Here is a 15822-nt window from a genome sequence, read left to right as displayed (position 1 = left end):
AAAAATGTCCTCCTCCCTTTTCGAAGAAGCAATTAATCTCCAGCGTGCTGCGCACGAACTGATGTATTTAGGTATGGACGGTAGTCCTATCTATAGTGATGACCTTTCCCGCCGCAACGGTGAGGTTTACCGCTTGACTGCGGCTTTGTATGGTTCCAGTGCTCGAGGTACTACTACGGAAGAACAGGCAAACGTCTGTCTTGCTCTCTTGATGGGTTATAACGCATCGTTCATTGACCATGGCGAGAAGCAGGATCACCTCCAGGAGATATTAAACCGTTGTTGGAATCTCCTTGATACCCTTCCCGCTTCGCTGTTGAAACTCCGTCTGCTTACTGCCTGTTATGGAGAAGTGTTCGATGGGCTCCTGGTCGACGAAGCCCGGAAGATTATTTCTTCCTGGGACTCCGCATCGCTCACTGCCGAACAGCAGGAAGCTGTCGAGGAATTCCGGAATGTAGTTGACAATCCCTATCCGTGGGAATATCTTGAGGACTAAAACAGGTGAAAGTTTTCTCGCAAGGCAAAAAAAAAATGGAGTGGAGAATGTAAGAGACACGGGAAAAGTTAAAGACATATAGAGCTAAACATACAAGTGATATATTCATGTAATGAGTGAAAAGGATTCCACGCATTGTATTACGAAAAATAGCCTCCAGAGAAACGGATTATATGGCATTTCTGCCAATGAATATAGTAAAATAACTTATTATTTGATTAAAAATATAACTCAAAGTGGGTTATACCCCCTTTAGTAGATGCCCAATATCTATTGAATATCCGGGAAGCGTGGTACTAACTCTTTCATTACTACGCGAAGTAATAAATATAAATCACCTTTGGTTCCACCTTCCCGGATTAGTTTGATTTTTTCAGTGTGTGACATATAAGAATCTAACAAACATTAAATTATGCGTCGAATCTTATTTCTGATTTTATGTCTTTTTATTTTCTTCGGTTCTGCCTATGCCCAGCGCATGTCCGACGAGCAAGTGGTTGAATATGTGAAACAAGCACAGGCAGCCGGAAAATCTCAGAAGCAGATGACTGCCGAACTGTTGCGCCGTGGTGTGACCCGCGAACAGGTGCTCCGCATCAAGGATAAATATGAGAACTCGGGTGTTGCTGTCCCGGGTTCTGAAGCTCCCTCACAGATGCGCAAGCGTTCGGTTGCTGTGGGAGAATCCTACGAGGCTGCCGAACTGGATGACCAGAAAGCGGTTGTTGATGAGAGACTTGAAAGCCAGTCCGCCCCTGAGGCTGCCGGCATACAGATTTTCGGTCATAATCTGTTCCAGAACCGTAATCTCTCCTTTGAACCTAGTGTGAATCTGGCTACTCCGGCAAATTATCGGCTGGGGCCCGGTGACGAGGTGATCATAGATATTTGGGGAGCTTCCGAGAATACCATCCGCCAGACCATCAGTCCCGAGGGTAGTATCCAGGTGAAAGATCTCGGTCCCGTTTATCTGAACGGCATGACTGTTAAAGAAGCCAACGCTTATCTGCAACGGGAACTGTCCAAGATCTATTCCGGTATCGGAGGGGGGGATCCCAATTCACAGATCCGTCTGACTTTAGGCGATATACGTACCATTCAGATTCATATTATGGGTGAGGTCACGGTGCCGGGTACTTATACACTTTCGGCCTTTTCTACGGTTTTCCATGCCTTGTACCGTGCCGGTGGTGTGAATAATATCGGTAGCTTGCGTGACATCCGTCTGGTTCGTAACGGAGAGACGATAGAGCATTTGGACGTCTATGAGTTCATCATGCAGGGCAAGATGAATGACGATGTCCGTCTGCAGGAGGGCGATGTGATTATCGTGAGTCCCTACCAGTCGTTGGTCGAGATAGTAGGTAAGGTGAAACGTCCCATGTATTATGAAATGAAGCCTGCCGAGACGGTTGCTTCCTTACTGAAGTATGCGGGTGGCTTTATGGGAGATGCCTATAAGAAGGCTGTACGCATCATCCGTAAAAGCGGACGTGAACATCAAGTATATAATGTGGATGAGATGGACTATTCCGTATTCCGTTTAGACGACGGTGACTTAATGACGGTTGACGCCGTACTCGACCGTTTTGAGAACAAGGTTGAGGTCAGTGGTGCCGTCTATCGTCCGGGGCTTTATCAGTTGGACGGTGAGGTGAATACGGTGAAGCAGCTGATAAAGAAGGCTGAGGGACTCCGGGGAGATGCTTTCCTTGCCCGGGTCCTTCTGGACCGTGAGCGTGAAGATCTTACGCACGAAATGGTTGCCGTTGATCTGGAGGGTATCATGAACGGTACGGTTTCTGATATACCCCTTCAGAAGAACGACCATCTGTATGTTCCCGGTATCCATGACTTGAAGGAGAGCGAGACGGTCTCCATTTATGGTGAGGTGCTCAATCCCGGTACTTTCCTGTACTCCGATAACTTAACGATAGAGGATATGATTGTCCAGGCGGGAGGTCTTACCGAGGCTGCCGCCACTACCTGTGTGAGCGTGACGCGCCGCATCAAGGATCCCAAGAGTACTGCCTACAGCAGCAAGCTTGCGGAGACATTCACCTTTGACATCAAGGACGGTCTTCTGACGGATGCCGGTAGTTTCTACCTGCAACCTTTCGATGTAGTCCAGGTTCGTCGCAGTCCTGCCTACCAAGTTCAGCGCATGGTGACGGTTGCGGGTGAGGTGCTTTTCAGCGGCAGCTATTCGTTGTTGAAGAAGAATGAACGTCTGAGTGATGTGATAGGTCGTGCAGGCGGAATTACTCCGGCGGCATATATAAAGGGGGGACGTTTGATTCGTAAGCGCAATGATGAGGAACGTCGGCGTGAGACGGATGTACTTCGCATAGCTCAGAGTGGTGAGGGGAAGGATAGCATCTCTGTGGACAAGCTTGCCATCTCTGAGACTTACGCAGTAGGCATCGATATGGAAAAGGCTCTGTTTAATCCGGGAAGTGACTATGACATTGTCCTGCGTGAGGGAGATATCGTTTATATTCCTGAATACGTCAATACGGTGAAGATCAGCGGTTCAGTGATGTATCCTAATACAGTAACCTGGGAGAAAGATGCCAAGCTGAAACATTATATCAATATGGCAGGTGGTTATGGCGAAAATGCGAAAAAGAAGAAAGCATACATCATTTATCTGAATGGTACGGTAGCCCGTGCTAAGAAGAGTGACAGTGATTTAATCCAGCCGGGTTGTGAGATTGTGGTTCCCACGAAGTCTGAGAGGAAGCGTCTCCAGCTTTCCGAGATTATGGGTCTGAGCTCCACGACTGCGACTATTGCGGCGATGGTGGCTACTTTGGCTAATACTTTTAAATAAGAAACAAGTGGAAGATATAAAAAGAAAAGATACCGGTATGAGTGACGAACAACAGAATAAACATACACAGGAAGAGGAGATTGATTTGCTTGAGCTTGCCTTGAAGGTCTGGGCGGAGCGCAGGTGGATATTGAAGTGTTGCGGCTATGCGGTGATTGTGGGGCTGGTGATTGCTTTCAGTATTCCCAAGGAATATACGACAAGTGTAATGATTGCTCCGGAAGCTTCTGATAATAAAGGCGGAGGGCTTTCCTCATTGGCAAGTTTGGCTGGCATCAATCTGAATACATCTTCGGGGTCTGATGCGATTTATCCTGATTTATATCCGGATATTGTGAGTTCCACTCCTTTTGTGACAGGGTTGTTTGATGTCCCAGTCCGTGATATGGATGGGGAGATAAACACCACACTTTATGACTATATGGACGAATACCAGCGTATGCCATGGTGGTCGTATATCATATCTGCCCCTTTCAAGGCTTTAAGTTGGACTATTTCTCTGTTTAAGGAATCAGAAGAAGAGGTGGATAAATTAGATCCTTTTCAGCTGACAAAAGAGCAGACTGATATTGTGAAAGCACTGAGTGATCATATAGGTGTTTCGGTAGATAAAAAGACCGGGGTTACTACAATTTCTGTCACGATGCAGGATTCCCGTATTTCAGCATGTCTGACAGATACTGTTGTAAATAGGTTGCAGTCTTACATTATTGATTATCGTACTAATAAAGCCCGTAAGGATTTTCATTTTCAAGAAAAGCTTTTTGAACGTAAGAAGAAAGAATATGAGATGGCGCAGGAGAATTATGCCAAGTTTGCCGATGCCAACAAGAATATCATCCTCCAGAGTTATCGTGCCGAACAAGTGCGTCTAGAAAATGAGATGAATCTAGCTTATCAAGTCTATACATCCGTTGCACAGCAATTGCAGATAGCAGAGGCAAAGGTGCAGGAGATAACCCCTGTTTATACAATTGTTGAGCCTGCTACTATTCCTGTAAAGGCGTCAAAACCAAGTAAGGCGATGATTCTGATAGGAGTCATTTTTCTGACAGGGATGGGATGTATTGGCTGGATTCTTATGGGAAAGGATTTGTTGTATGGTATGAGGAAGAAAAATATTCCGAAGGGTTAAGGTGATAATTTTGTCTATTGCATGCAGGGATCTTTGAGAGATAAGACCGCCCGTGGAGTAGGGTGGAGTTTTATTGACAACATAGCCAACTCGGGCATAACCTTTCTGGTAGGGCTTGTCTTGGCACGTTTATTGACACCGGAAGAGTATGGGGTTATGGCCATGATCGCTATTTTTATAGCGGTGTCCGATTCGATTATAGACAGTGGCTTTTCCAATGCGTTGATACGTAAGGTGGATATTGAACGTATTGATTATAATACTGTCTTCTATTTTAATCTTATAGTTAGTATTTCACTCTATATTCTTTTATTTTTTGCTTCTCCTGCTATTAGCGCTTTTTTCAGAGAGCCTGTTTTGGTTGATGTTATGAGGGTCATAGGTTTTGTGCTGATTGTAAATGCACTGGCTATTATTCCCCGTACTATATTTATTCGGAATATAAACTTTAAGACACAAACTAAAGTTTCTTTGATAGCTTCCATCAGTAGTGGTGTTGTCGGCATAGGGATGGCTTTATCTGGAATGGGAGTATGGAGTTTGGTTGGACAGCAATTGTCCCGTCAGCTGTTGAATACGTTTTTTTTGTGGGGGTATTGTAAATGGAAGCCTGTTTTTGAGTTTTCTGTCAAGAGTTTCAAGGAAATGTTTGGTTTTGGTTCCAAACTACTTGTTTCCGGATTGTTGGATACTATTTATAAGGATATTTATTATTTGGTCATAGGTCGTTTCTTTACTTCATTTGTATTGGGGCAATATACCCGGGCCAAACAATTTAATACTATATTTTCTAGTAATCTGACCACTGTTGTCCAACGGGTCAGCTATCCTGTGCTTAGTTCCATTCAAAATGAGCCGGAGCGTTTGTGCGGAGCTTATAGGAAAGTCATAAAATCAACGATGTTGGTGACGTTTGCATGTATGCTTGGATTAGCAGCGATGGCAAAGTCGTTAATTATAATTCTTATAGGAGAGAAGTGGCTACCTGCTGTTGGCTATTTGCAGATTATTTGCTTTTCGGGCATGCTTTATCCGCTTCATGCCATCAATCTGAATATCCTGAAAGTCAAAGGCCGTTCGGATTTATTCTTGAAATTGGAAATAATAAAAAAGATTCTTGCCATAGGTCCTATTGCATTGGGGGTATTTTTGGGGATAGAATGTATGTTGTGGGGTAGTGTACTTAATTCTTTTGTTGCTTATTTCTTGAATAGTTATTATTCTGCCGATTTGATAAACTATCCTACTGTGAAACAGATAAAGGACATACTGCCTACATTTTGTGTATCTATAGCTGTGGCTGCTGCCATGTGGGGATTGTCTTTTTTTAGATTGTCCGTTTACCTGCTTCTTCCTTTACAATTACTGTTAGGAGTTTCTCTTGCTTATCTGGTTTATGAAAGGACTGCTCTTCCGGAATATCTTGAATTAAGACAGGTGACTCTTTCTCTCTTAAAGCGGAAATCATATACTTAAATAAAAATGGAAAATAAAGTTATTACAGTAACTTCTCCGTTACTTCCTTCCTTGGAAGATTTTATACCTTATTTGGAAGATATTTGGAATCGTAAGTGGTTGACAAATAATGGGTATTATCATAAAGAACTGGAAAAAGCCTTGTGTGAGTATTTGAAAGTACCTTATGTCAGTCTTTTTACAAATGGTACATTACCTTTGATATGTGCATTGCAGGCATTGCGCATTACCGGTGAAGTAATTACTACTCCTTATAGTTTTGTGGCTACTACACATTCCTTGTGGTGGAACGGCATCAAGCCTGTGTTTGTGGATATCGACCCTGTCACTTGTAATATTGATCCGGATAAAATAGAGGCTGCCATTACTCCAAAAACTACGGCTATAATGCCTGTCCATGTTTATGGTAAGCCTTGTGATACGTCACGTATTCAAGAAATAGCTGACAAATATGGATTGAAAGTAATTTATGATGCTGCCCATGCCTTCGGAGTAGAAGTGAACGGTAAGTCTATTTTGGAGGCCGGTGATATGTCCACTTTAAGTTTTCACGCAACAAAAGTTTATAATACCATTGAAGGTGGTGCTTTGATATGCAAAGATGAAAAAACGAAAAGGCGTATCGACTATTTGAAGAATTTTGGTTTTGCAGATGAAACTACGATTGTGGCTCCTGGCATAAATGGCAAGATGGATGAAGTGCGCAGTGCCTATGGTTTGCTAAATCTGAAGCAGGTGGATGCAGCTATTGAATCTCGCCATCGGACAGCTGTAAAATACCGTGAAGCATTACGTGGTGTGGAGGGTATCAGTTTTATGGAGGATATGCCTGGCGTACGTCATAACTATTCCTATTTTCCGATTTTTATTGATGCGGAAAAATATGGAATGACACGTGATGAACTCTATTTCAAGATGAAAGGACAGAATGTGTTGGGACGTCGTTATTTCTATCCTTTGATTAGTGAATTTTCTGCTTATCGCGGACTGGAATCTGCTCAACCCGAAAATTTACCGGTTGCCTCTAAAGTAGCCGATAGTGTGATTTGCTTGCCGATGTATCATAATCTGAATGATTCAGATATCCAAAGAACTTTAGAGTTAATTGTGAGGTAAAAAATGAAACAGAAGAAACTCATGCTTTTAGGAGGTATTCGTTACCTTCTTCCCGTGATAGATGCAGCTCATAAACAAGGCTATTATGTGATTACAGCGGATTATTTGCCCGATAATATTGCACATAGATATAGTGATGAATACGTAAATGTGAGTATTGTTGATAAAGAGGCAGTATTGAAGGTTGCGTGTGAGAAAGAAATAGATGGTATTATGTCGTTTGGTGTTGATCCTGGAGTTGTGGCGGCTTCTTATGTGCAGAACAAAATGTCTCTTCCTTCTTTTGGTCCGTACGAATCTGTAGAGATTCTTCAGAATAAAGATAAATTCAGAGAGTTTTTAGCTATTCATGGATTTAATGTACCTTGGAGTTTGGCTTTTTCCTCTTTAGAGGATGCTTTGTCGGATCTTGCTATATTTTCTTACCCTCTTATAGTAAAGCCTACAGATTCAGCAGGTTCTAAGGGGGTGACTCGTGTAGATAAAGAAAAGAATTTGAAAGAAGCTTTACTGCATGCTTTTGCCCATTCAATCAAGAATAAAATCATTGTAGAACAGTTTATAGAGAAAGAAGGTTGTTCTTCGGACAGCGATTGTTTTTCAATAAACGGAGAACTTAAGTTTGTCTCATTTTCTGCCCAGCGTTTTGATGAGTATGCGGCAAGTACATTCGTTCCAGCTGCATACTCATGGCCTTCTACTATGACTATACAGCAAGAGTCAGAACTTAGTTTTGAACTACAACGATTGCTTAAACTTTTGAATATGAATACTTCTGTGTATAATATAGAAACACGGATTGGTGTGGATGGCAAGCCTTATATTATGGAGGTTTCTCCACGTGGAGGAGGTAATCGGCTTTCAGAAATGATTCGTTATGCTACAGGAGTGGATCTTATTACTGCTGCTGTGTGTGCCTCAGTAGGAGATACTATTGGAGAAATAAAGCAAAAAACTTACCAAGGATATTGGGCAGAAATTGTACTTCATGCTGATAATGCAGGGCGTTTTATGGGGCTTGAAATATCAAAGAGCTTTTCGGCAGAAATTGTTGAAGAAGATTTGTGGGTAGAGGTCGGGGATGAAGTAGAGAGCTTTGAAGGAGCGAACAATGCTATAGGAATGTTGATTTTGAAATTTGATTCTTTGAAAGAATTGGAACATGCTTTGGCTACACAACGTCAATGGTTGAAGGTGAATGTGAGATAATGGAAGCAATAGGGGGATACTTTGAGTTGGAATTGCATAAAGGAGAGGAGTATCATAAAGATGCTATTTCACTGAATACAGCTCGTAACTGTTTTGAATATATATTATTAGCTCGTAATTACAAAAAAGTTTATATACCTTATTATACATGTGAAGTGATGTTGCAACCTTTGGAGAAACATCATATTTCTTACGAGTTTTATTCTATAAATGAGTTGTTGGAACCTATTGGTATAACAAAACTACTTCCGGAAGAAGCATTTCTTTATACCAACTATTTTGGATTAAAGCAGAGTTGTGTGGAAAAGTTGGTTACCATTTATGGGACACAACTGATTGTAGATAATGCACAAGCATTTTTTGCTTCTCGTATAGATGGTATAGACACTTTTTATTCTCCTCGAAAATTCTTAGGAGTATCTGACGGAGGATATTTATACACAGACTGTTGCTTAAACCGAGATATTACTTATCATTATTCTTATATGCGGATGCAGCATTTGTTACAACGGATTGATGAAGGAGCTGAGCAGGGTTATATTTCTTTTAGATATAATGATGATGCTCTTGATTATATTCCAATTTCTAAAATGTCACGATTGACTTGTAACATTTTATGTGGAATAGATTATGAACATATAAAGAAGAAACGAATAGATAATTTCAATATTCTTCATGAGGCTCTATTAAAGAACAATTTACTGAATATAGATTCTTTGGACTTGTTTGAATGTCCTATGGTTTATCCTTATTATGTGGATGATAAAACATTACGTAAAAAATTAATAGATAACAGAATATATATAGCTACATATTGGCCGAATGTTTTGAAATGGTGTTCGGAAGATATGTTGGAATATGAATTGACTAATAATATAATAGCATTGCCTATAGATCAAAGATATGGAAGAGAGGAAATGGATTATATAATAAAACTTTTAGCTTGATGGGAAATAGTATTTTTTTGAGGGGGTTTGAGATAGAAGATGCTCTTCTTATCAATAAGTGGAGAAATGATTTTGAAATCCAGAAATTAGTTTCCACTTCGTTTAAATATGTTTCATTGGAAATTGAAAAGGAGTGGGTTAAATCAAAAATGATGGATAACCGAAAAGATATTTATTTAGCTATTTGTTTGAATGACGATAGCCGGAAGATGGTAGGATATGTCTCGGTCAATAATATAGATTATCTCAACCGTACAGCCGTGGGTGGGGGGATAGTAATAGACCCTCTTTATCAAGATGGTATCATTAGGTATGAGGTAGGAATGCTTATCCGAGAATTAGTGTTTAATCATCTTAATATCAATCGCTACGAAGGTAAATGTTTATCAGAACATATTGCTTCAAGAGTAATCATGGAAGCTAGTGGATATAAGTTGGAAGGAATATATCGTGAAGCCATCTATAAGGATGGGAAGTACCATGATCAGTGTGTATATTCTCTTTTGAGGGCAGACTATGAGGAATGGATGGAGCGTGGCGATTATTCATTGTCCGTATTTGCCAAGAAGGTGAGACATTTAAGGAATAGTTATGCTGCGAGTAGGCTGTAAAACGATATTATTTATTTTTGTCTTGTTGGAATGTGCATTTTCTGGTGTAGCTTCTGATAATGAGAATCATTCATCTCTTGAGGCTCAGATAGAGGCCATTTTTAACAAGATGAAAATGACAGGTCTGGGAATTGCGGTTGTCAAAGGAGATTCTATTGTTTATGTTCATTCTTGGGGATATAAAGAAGTACCAACAGTTAACAATCAAGGAATACTTTTGAAGAATGATGACCTATTTCGTATTGCTTCTGTATCAAAAACCTTTGTGGCTACCGCCATATTGCAACTTGTAGAAGAAGGTGTTTTGAACTTGGATGATGATGTTCAGAAATTTCTCAAATTCCCTTTGCGAAATCCTTCCTATAGAGATAAGCCCATAACTGTAAGGATGTTGCTTACTCACACATCAAGCATTAATGATTCACAACGTTGGTGGTCGCTTGACATAATCAATCCTATTATTTCTGACAACTATGCTAAGTGCTTTTCTGAAACTAAACCTGGTATGGAGTACAAATATTGCAATTACAATTATTTGCTACTCGGTGCGGTGATAGAGGGGGCTACTGGAAATAGATTTGACACTGAGATTGATAGTAGAATAATGAAGCCGCTTGATATTCAAGGTGGTTTTAATTGCAATTTGTTAGATTCAACCAAGTTTGTTAGGCTCTATCGTTATAATAAGGAATCGGGGGCGTTTAGAGAGGACGATGAAGCCTATCGTCCTTATAGATATCAAATTCAGACTCATTATACATTAGGTAAATCTATAGGGTTGGTTTATCCCGATTCTGGTATGAAAATAACTACTACAGATTTGGCCAAGTATATGATGATGCACATGAAAGGTGGTACTCTTAAGCAGGCTACCATACTGTCATTAAGAAGTGAAATGATGATGCGTGAGAATTATGTAGGAAAGAACAATTACGGTTTTGCATTTCGGCAGTATCGTGGTTTAGTTCCCAATACAACATTGTACGGACAGACTGGGGGCGGATTTGGACTGAAAAGTGCAATGATATTCGACCCTAAGCATCAAATGGGCTTTGTCATTATATGCAGCGGTAGTGCATCAGAATATATTGATGGGTATAACGATATACATAAGCCGTTAATCAAACTACTATACAATTATTTTTCTGAGAATGACTGAATTCCTGTACGAAAGTAAAGTAGCTATTACAAAGCCAAAATTTGACATCTTTGTGTTGGCTTTTGCCGTGCTGTTGCTGATGTTCAAGTCTCAACGTATTCTGTGGGTAAGGCCAATACCCGAGATTATTATTGTTGTTTTTGGCATAGCTGTTTTTTTGTTTCACTTAAGATTGTATGTCAATCATTTTAGATATACATATATTAGTGTATTTCATAGTATGGCTTTGCTTCTTTTCTTGTTCGCATATGAAACTTTGTGCGTATCCGACTTGAATCCGATAGCTATCCTAGCTTCTATGTCAACGCTGTTTTGTACCGAAATACTGATACTTATTCCTGTTCAGTTCAAAAGGCAGATACTAAACTTTGTCATAAAGGTGATTCAGTTTTGTGTAGGTATTTCATTGGTCGGTTGGATATTGTTCTTGTTGAAGTTTCCATTGCCTCATTATACGGATGCTTCAGACCCATATTACTATCACACTATCTATTATTTATTCAATCTGAATGGTGATCCAGACCTACAACTTGTACCCCGCTTTGCCGGATTTTTTTTAGAACCAGGACATTTGGGCACGATGTGTGTGTTCTTACTTTGTATAAACCGCTTTCGTTTGCGTGAATTTGGAAATAAAATCTTGCTGGCAGGGGTGTTGTTCTCTTTGTCACTTGCGGCGTATGGTTTGTTGGTCGGGGCAGTGATAATATATTTCATCCAAATGAGAAAAATTATTTGGATTATTATATTTGGAAGTCTTTTTGCTACAGTTGGTATAATATCTTATTTCTACAATAATGGAGATAACGTACTTTATCAGATGATTTTCCATCGTATAGAGTTTGAAGATGGTGAGATGGTGGGTAATAATAGAACATCCATGTACTTCGATGCGGAATTTGACAAATACCTATCTAGTAGTAAAGTGTGGACGGGTATGGGAAGAGACGCATTTGGTAGTGAGAAAAATGCCAATCAAAACATTACGATTGGATGTGCTGGTTACAAACGATATTTCTTTATCCGAGGGGTATTGGGTACAGTGTTGTTACTGCTGTTTCTGGTGGCTTATTATTGGAATTATCGCTCTATTTGGACTTTGGGCTTCTTGATAGTATTCATCGTAGGTAACTTAATCCGTGATTATCCTTTGAAACCAATATGGCTCTACCTTTTTATATTGAGTTTACCCATTTTGAAGTTAGAAAACAAATAAATTATGTCGGCTTTACATATAGGTTTTGACCATAACTTTATAGAACATTCAAGGCGTGTGTTTGAGGAGTATTATCCCAATACGAATACTTTCGTTATCCTAAAGAAAACAGGCGCATTGAGAATAATCAAACATCCAGAGAATTTTGTTATTTTGAATCTTTATGATGAACGAAACTTTGGGAAACTTTGGAAGCTATGCGTTGACAATGATATTGATAAGATAGTGTTTCATGGGTGTTCGATTAAGTTTGCATCAATCTTGAAATTCCTCCAGACGAAAAGAAAGTTTACTGTGTACTGGCTGTTCTGGGGATATGAACTTTATCAGACGTTGGGGTATGAAAAGAACTATAAATTATTGGATGAACCTTTTTCGCCTTTTAAAATATCTTCTTATTATGTGCCCAATGCATGTAGTAAGCTCATTCGTAAGTTGTGTAGACGTTATTTGCCGTCAGTAGTGATGGAAATGCTTCCTCATATAGATTATTTCTGTTTTTGGTTTAAGGATGATTATGATTTGTTGAAGAAATACTTTAATGTTCCTATAAAGTATAAGTTATTTGCTTACTCAGCCAGTAAGCGAGGAGAAGCACCACCTTATCTTTTTGACCTGAAAGATAGGCAGACTGCAACAATAATGGTAAACCATCAGGCTTCAGCTTTCGGTAATCATAAAACTGTATTTCGTAGGCTTAAAGAGCTTAATTGCACTAAGCAATACGATGTGATAGTACCATTATCTTATGGTAGTAGTTGGGTGAAACGGGGTGTCGTTAAGATGGGTGATAAGTTGTTTGGAAATTCATTTTCTCCGATAACTACTTATTTACCGAAGGAAGAGTATTTCAGATTACTTGAAAAAGTGGATGTTGCCATCTTCGGACAGCGACGTCAAGAGGCATCAGGTAATATTATCCAGCTATTGAGAAATGGCGTGAAAGTTTTTTTGCGAAATGATAATATGTTGCTTAATTACTACAGAGCAAGGGGCTATATAATTTTCTCATTCGAAGATGATTTGATAGATGAGTATTCATTGCGGTCTTTGTCTATTTTAGAGAAAGAACACAATAGGCAGTGTTATATGGATACTCGGCTCTACTATGATGATTTTATGCCCACATTTTTTGATTGATATAATGAAGAATTTAGTAATAATCGGTGCTGGTGGTATGGGACGCACCATTTTTGACGTAGCTCGTGAGAGTATAGGTTATGGCATAGAGTATACTATCAAGGGATTCATAGACGACAACTTATCTGCACTGGATGGTTTTGAGGATTATCCTCCTATGTTGGGGACAATATCCCATTATTTGCCCGAAGTGGATGATGTCTTTACGTTCTCTATTGGTGGCGAATCAAGAAGGGTTTGTATTGAGTACTTGATGGAACGGAATGCCAAGTTTATCAATATCGTTCACAGTACAGCTCGAATAGGGTCAAATGTTCGCATGGGCGAAGGTAATGTGATAGGTGCTTTTACCTCTTTGGGAGCTGACTGTAGCATAGGTAGTTACAACATGATTCAATCGTACACAGTGATAGGGCATGATGCTAAGATTGGTGATTTTAACAGAATAGATACTCATGTTACTTGTGTCGGAGGAATTCAAATAGGAAACGAGACAACAATTCATACTTCTGCGGTCATTAATCATAAAGTGATAGTCGAAGATAATGTCCATGTAGGTGCATGTAGTTTTGTTATTAGAAGAGTTAAAGCTGGTACAACCGTATTCGGTAATCCTGCTAAGAAATTAGTTTAAATATATATAGTTATGGAAATCAAAGATTTTATTGAAAATTTTGCGGAACAGTTTGATGATACAACAGTTGAAATGTTGGGTGCTGGAACTAAGTTTAGAGAACTGGATGAATGGTCTTCATTAATTGCTTTGTCAGTCATTGCAATGGTGGATGAGGTTTATGGGATAACCATAAATGGTGAGGATATTCGTAGTTCTCAAACTATCAGTGATTTGTTTAACAGAATAATGGATAAAAAGTAGATGTATAATCCTTTCTCTTTGAGAGGCAAGACAATACTTGTAACAGGTGCTTCATCTGGTATTGGACGTGCTACTGCTATAGAATGTTCAAGATTGGGGGCTGCGTTGGTTTTAACCGGTCGAAATGAGAAAGCCTTACAAGAAACCAAGGAACAATTGGCAGATTTAGGCAATGGTCATTCTATTTTTGTTGCTGATTTGATGAATGAAGACGCTTGCGAAGATTTAGTTTCTCGGCTTCCTTTGTTGGACGGGTTTGTCAGTAATGCTGGAATAGGAAAGATGCTTCCTTTACAATTTTATTCTTTGGAGGTATTAGATGAGGTGTTTCGGATAAATTGTTTTTCTCCAATGCTTTTATTAAAACTGTTGGTGAAGAGAAAGAGGCTTAAAAATAATTCTTCTGTGGTGTTTACTGCTTCAATTTCTGGTTACAATAATGTTGCTCCAGCTAATGGTATTTATGGAACTTCTAAAAGTGCATTGAGTGCTTATATGAAATATGCAGCTTTAGAGTTGGCTGGAAAGGGGATTCGATGTAATGCTGTACATCCTGGAAGAATAAATACCCCTTTGATATCCAATCGGATGTTGACAGAAGAAGATGTAGCCAAAGATGTAGAACAATATCCTTTGAAACGTTACGGAGAACCAAGTGAGGTGGCTCATGCCATCATCTATTTGTTGTCGGATGCCGCATCATGGGTTACCGGAACTAATCTGGTAATCGATGGTGGGCGTAGCCTGAAATGATTGATATGGAAAGATTTTTAGAGAATAAGGTATGTATCATTACCGGTGCTGCACAAGGCATTGGTAAATCGATAGCCGAACGTTTTGCTTCGGATGGTGCTTTGGTTTATGCCTGTGACCGTGCAGAGGGAGTTATGGATGAATGGGCGAAAGCTTGTTCGGAGAAATACGGCACACGTGTGTGTCCTTTGTATTTTGACGTGACTGATGCTGTGGCTGTAAAATCAGCCTTTATGTCTGTATTCAAGCAGGAAAGACGGATTGATGTATTGGTGAACAATGCGGGTGTTGTATTCAACAAGAAGATCGGCATGATACTTCGTCCGGAGACCGAGCTTATGTTTAGGGTGAATGTCATAGCTGTGATAGAAATGGTACAGCTGGTTTCCCGGCTGATGGCCAGAGGACATGGCGGCTCCATTGTGAATATAGCTTCGGTGACAGCTGTACTCGGCTCTCCCGGCCAGTCTGCCTATTCAGCAACCAAGGGGGCGATTATAGCTTTCACCAAGTCTGCCGCCAAGGAACTGGCATCTCAAGGAATCCGTGTGAATGCGGTGGCTCCGGGCATTGTAAAGACGGAGCGTTTTTCCGAACTTTACGAAGAGAGCGGTGAGAAAATTGACAACCGTATCCAGAGAATTGCATTGGGGCGTTTGGGGACTCCCTTGGACGTGGCCAATGCCTGTGCCTTTCTGGCATCAGACCGTTCATCCTATATATCGGGACAGATATTGGGGGTTGACGGTTGCGCTTCCATTTAAGATAAAAATAGTAAGCAGTCAAAAAATGGCTATTGATTGCAACCTCTATCTTCGCTGCGAACAAAAATTTTAGAATTTATGTATAGC

At 40.0% G+C, this 15822-nt stretch carries 15 protein-coding genes; all 15 read left to right on the top strand.

From position 1 onward, the window contains the following. Window positions 1–4 precede the first annotated feature (4 nt). The 15 genes from ACESTD_RS07090 (at window position 5) to ACESTD_RS07020 (ending at window position 15735) form a co-directional block, all read left to right on the top strand. A complete protein-coding gene (locus tag ACESTD_RS07090) occupies window positions 5–499 on the top strand; it encodes a UpxZ family transcription anti-terminator antagonist (RefSeq protein ID WP_373158752.1) in 495 nt (164 codons plus the stop codon). Between the two features lie 412 nt (window positions 500–911). Then, entirely contained in the window at window positions 912–3332 is a 2421-nt protein-coding gene (locus ACESTD_RS07085) for an SLBB domain-containing protein (RefSeq protein ID WP_373158753.1), read from the top strand. 37 nt (window positions 3333–3369) lie between these two features. Continuing rightward, window positions 3370–4467 carry a Wzz/FepE/Etk N-terminal domain-containing protein gene (locus ACESTD_RS07080; RefSeq protein WP_373158754.1) on the top strand — a complete coding sequence of 366 codons (1098 nt, stop codon included), beginning with the start codon at window positions 3370–3372 and terminating at the stop codon, window positions 4465–4467. 21 nt (window positions 4468–4488) lie between these two features. Beyond that, the gene (locus ACESTD_RS07075) at window positions 4489–5943 is read left to right on the top strand and encodes a lipopolysaccharide biosynthesis protein (RefSeq protein ID WP_057097847.1); all 1455 of its coding nucleotides are present in this window, start codon (window positions 4489–4491) and stop codon (window positions 5941–5943) included. 6 nt (window positions 5944–5949) lie between these two features. Next, a complete protein-coding gene (locus tag ACESTD_RS07070) occupies window positions 5950–7059 on the top strand; it encodes a DegT/DnrJ/EryC1/StrS aminotransferase family protein (protein WP_035448237.1) in 1110 nt (369 codons plus the stop codon). Between the two features lie 3 nt (window positions 7060–7062). Next, on the top strand, window positions 7063–8268 hold the full coding sequence (locus ACESTD_RS07065) for an acetyl-CoA carboxylase biotin carboxylase subunit family protein (protein ID WP_035448239.1): 1206 nt from the start codon (window positions 7063–7065) through the stop codon (window positions 8266–8268). Next, a complete protein-coding gene (locus tag ACESTD_RS07060) occupies window positions 8244–9215 on the top strand; it encodes a hypothetical protein (RefSeq protein ID WP_227186914.1) in 972 nt (323 codons plus the stop codon). The genes ACESTD_RS07065 and ACESTD_RS07060 overlap by 25 nt, the downstream gene beginning before the upstream one ends. Continuing rightward, window positions 9215–9826, top strand: a complete 612-nt coding sequence (locus tag ACESTD_RS07055; protein ID WP_035448240.1) for a GNAT family N-acetyltransferase — start codon at window positions 9215–9217, stop codon at window positions 9824–9826. The genes ACESTD_RS07060 and ACESTD_RS07055 overlap by 1 nt, the downstream gene beginning before the upstream one ends. Then, complete coding sequence (locus tag ACESTD_RS07050; RefSeq protein WP_057097848.1) at window positions 9807–10985, top strand: serine hydrolase; 1179 nt, start codon at window positions 9807–9809, stop codon at window positions 10983–10985. Before ACESTD_RS07055 ends, ACESTD_RS07050 begins: the two co-directional genes overlap by 20 nt. Further along, window positions 10978–12201: a hypothetical protein gene (locus tag ACESTD_RS07045; RefSeq protein ID WP_057098284.1), complete on the top strand. Its 1224-nt coding sequence runs from the start codon at window positions 10978–10980 to the stop codon at window positions 12199–12201. The genes ACESTD_RS07050 and ACESTD_RS07045 overlap by 8 nt, the downstream gene beginning before the upstream one ends. Before the next feature lie 3 nt (window positions 12202–12204). Beyond that, a complete protein-coding gene (locus tag ACESTD_RS07040) occupies window positions 12205–13341 on the top strand; it encodes a TDP-N-acetylfucosamine:lipid II N-acetylfucosaminyltransferase (RefSeq protein ID WP_035448244.1) in 1137 nt (378 codons plus the stop codon). Between the two features lie 4 nt (window positions 13342–13345). After that, entirely contained in the window at window positions 13346–13975 is a 630-nt protein-coding gene (locus ACESTD_RS07035; RefSeq protein ID WP_035449239.1) for an acetyltransferase, read from the top strand. Between the two features lie 12 nt (window positions 13976–13987). Further along, window positions 13988–14218 carry a hypothetical protein gene (locus ACESTD_RS07030; protein ID WP_035448246.1) on the top strand — a complete coding sequence of 77 codons (231 nt, stop codon included), beginning with the start codon at window positions 13988–13990 and terminating at the stop codon, window positions 14216–14218. After that, window positions 14219–14971, top strand: coding sequence for an SDR family NAD(P)-dependent oxidoreductase (locus ACESTD_RS07025; protein WP_057098283.1), 753 nt, complete (start codon window positions 14219–14221; stop codon window positions 14969–14971). 5 nt (window positions 14972–14976) lie between these two features. Further along, on the top strand, window positions 14977–15735 hold the full coding sequence (locus ACESTD_RS07020; RefSeq protein WP_057098285.1) for an SDR family NAD(P)-dependent oxidoreductase: 759 nt from the start codon (window positions 14977–14979) through the stop codon (window positions 15733–15735). Window positions 15736–15822: the final 87 nt, after the last annotated feature.

Source organism: Bacteroides sp. AR20, assembly GCF_964250605.1.
GTDB lineage: Bacteria > Bacteroidota > Bacteroidia > Bacteroidales > Bacteroidaceae > Bacteroides > Bacteroides uniformis.
The sequence above is the reverse complement of the archived record's forward strand: the minus strand, read 5'-3'. Positions and strand labels throughout refer to the sequence as shown.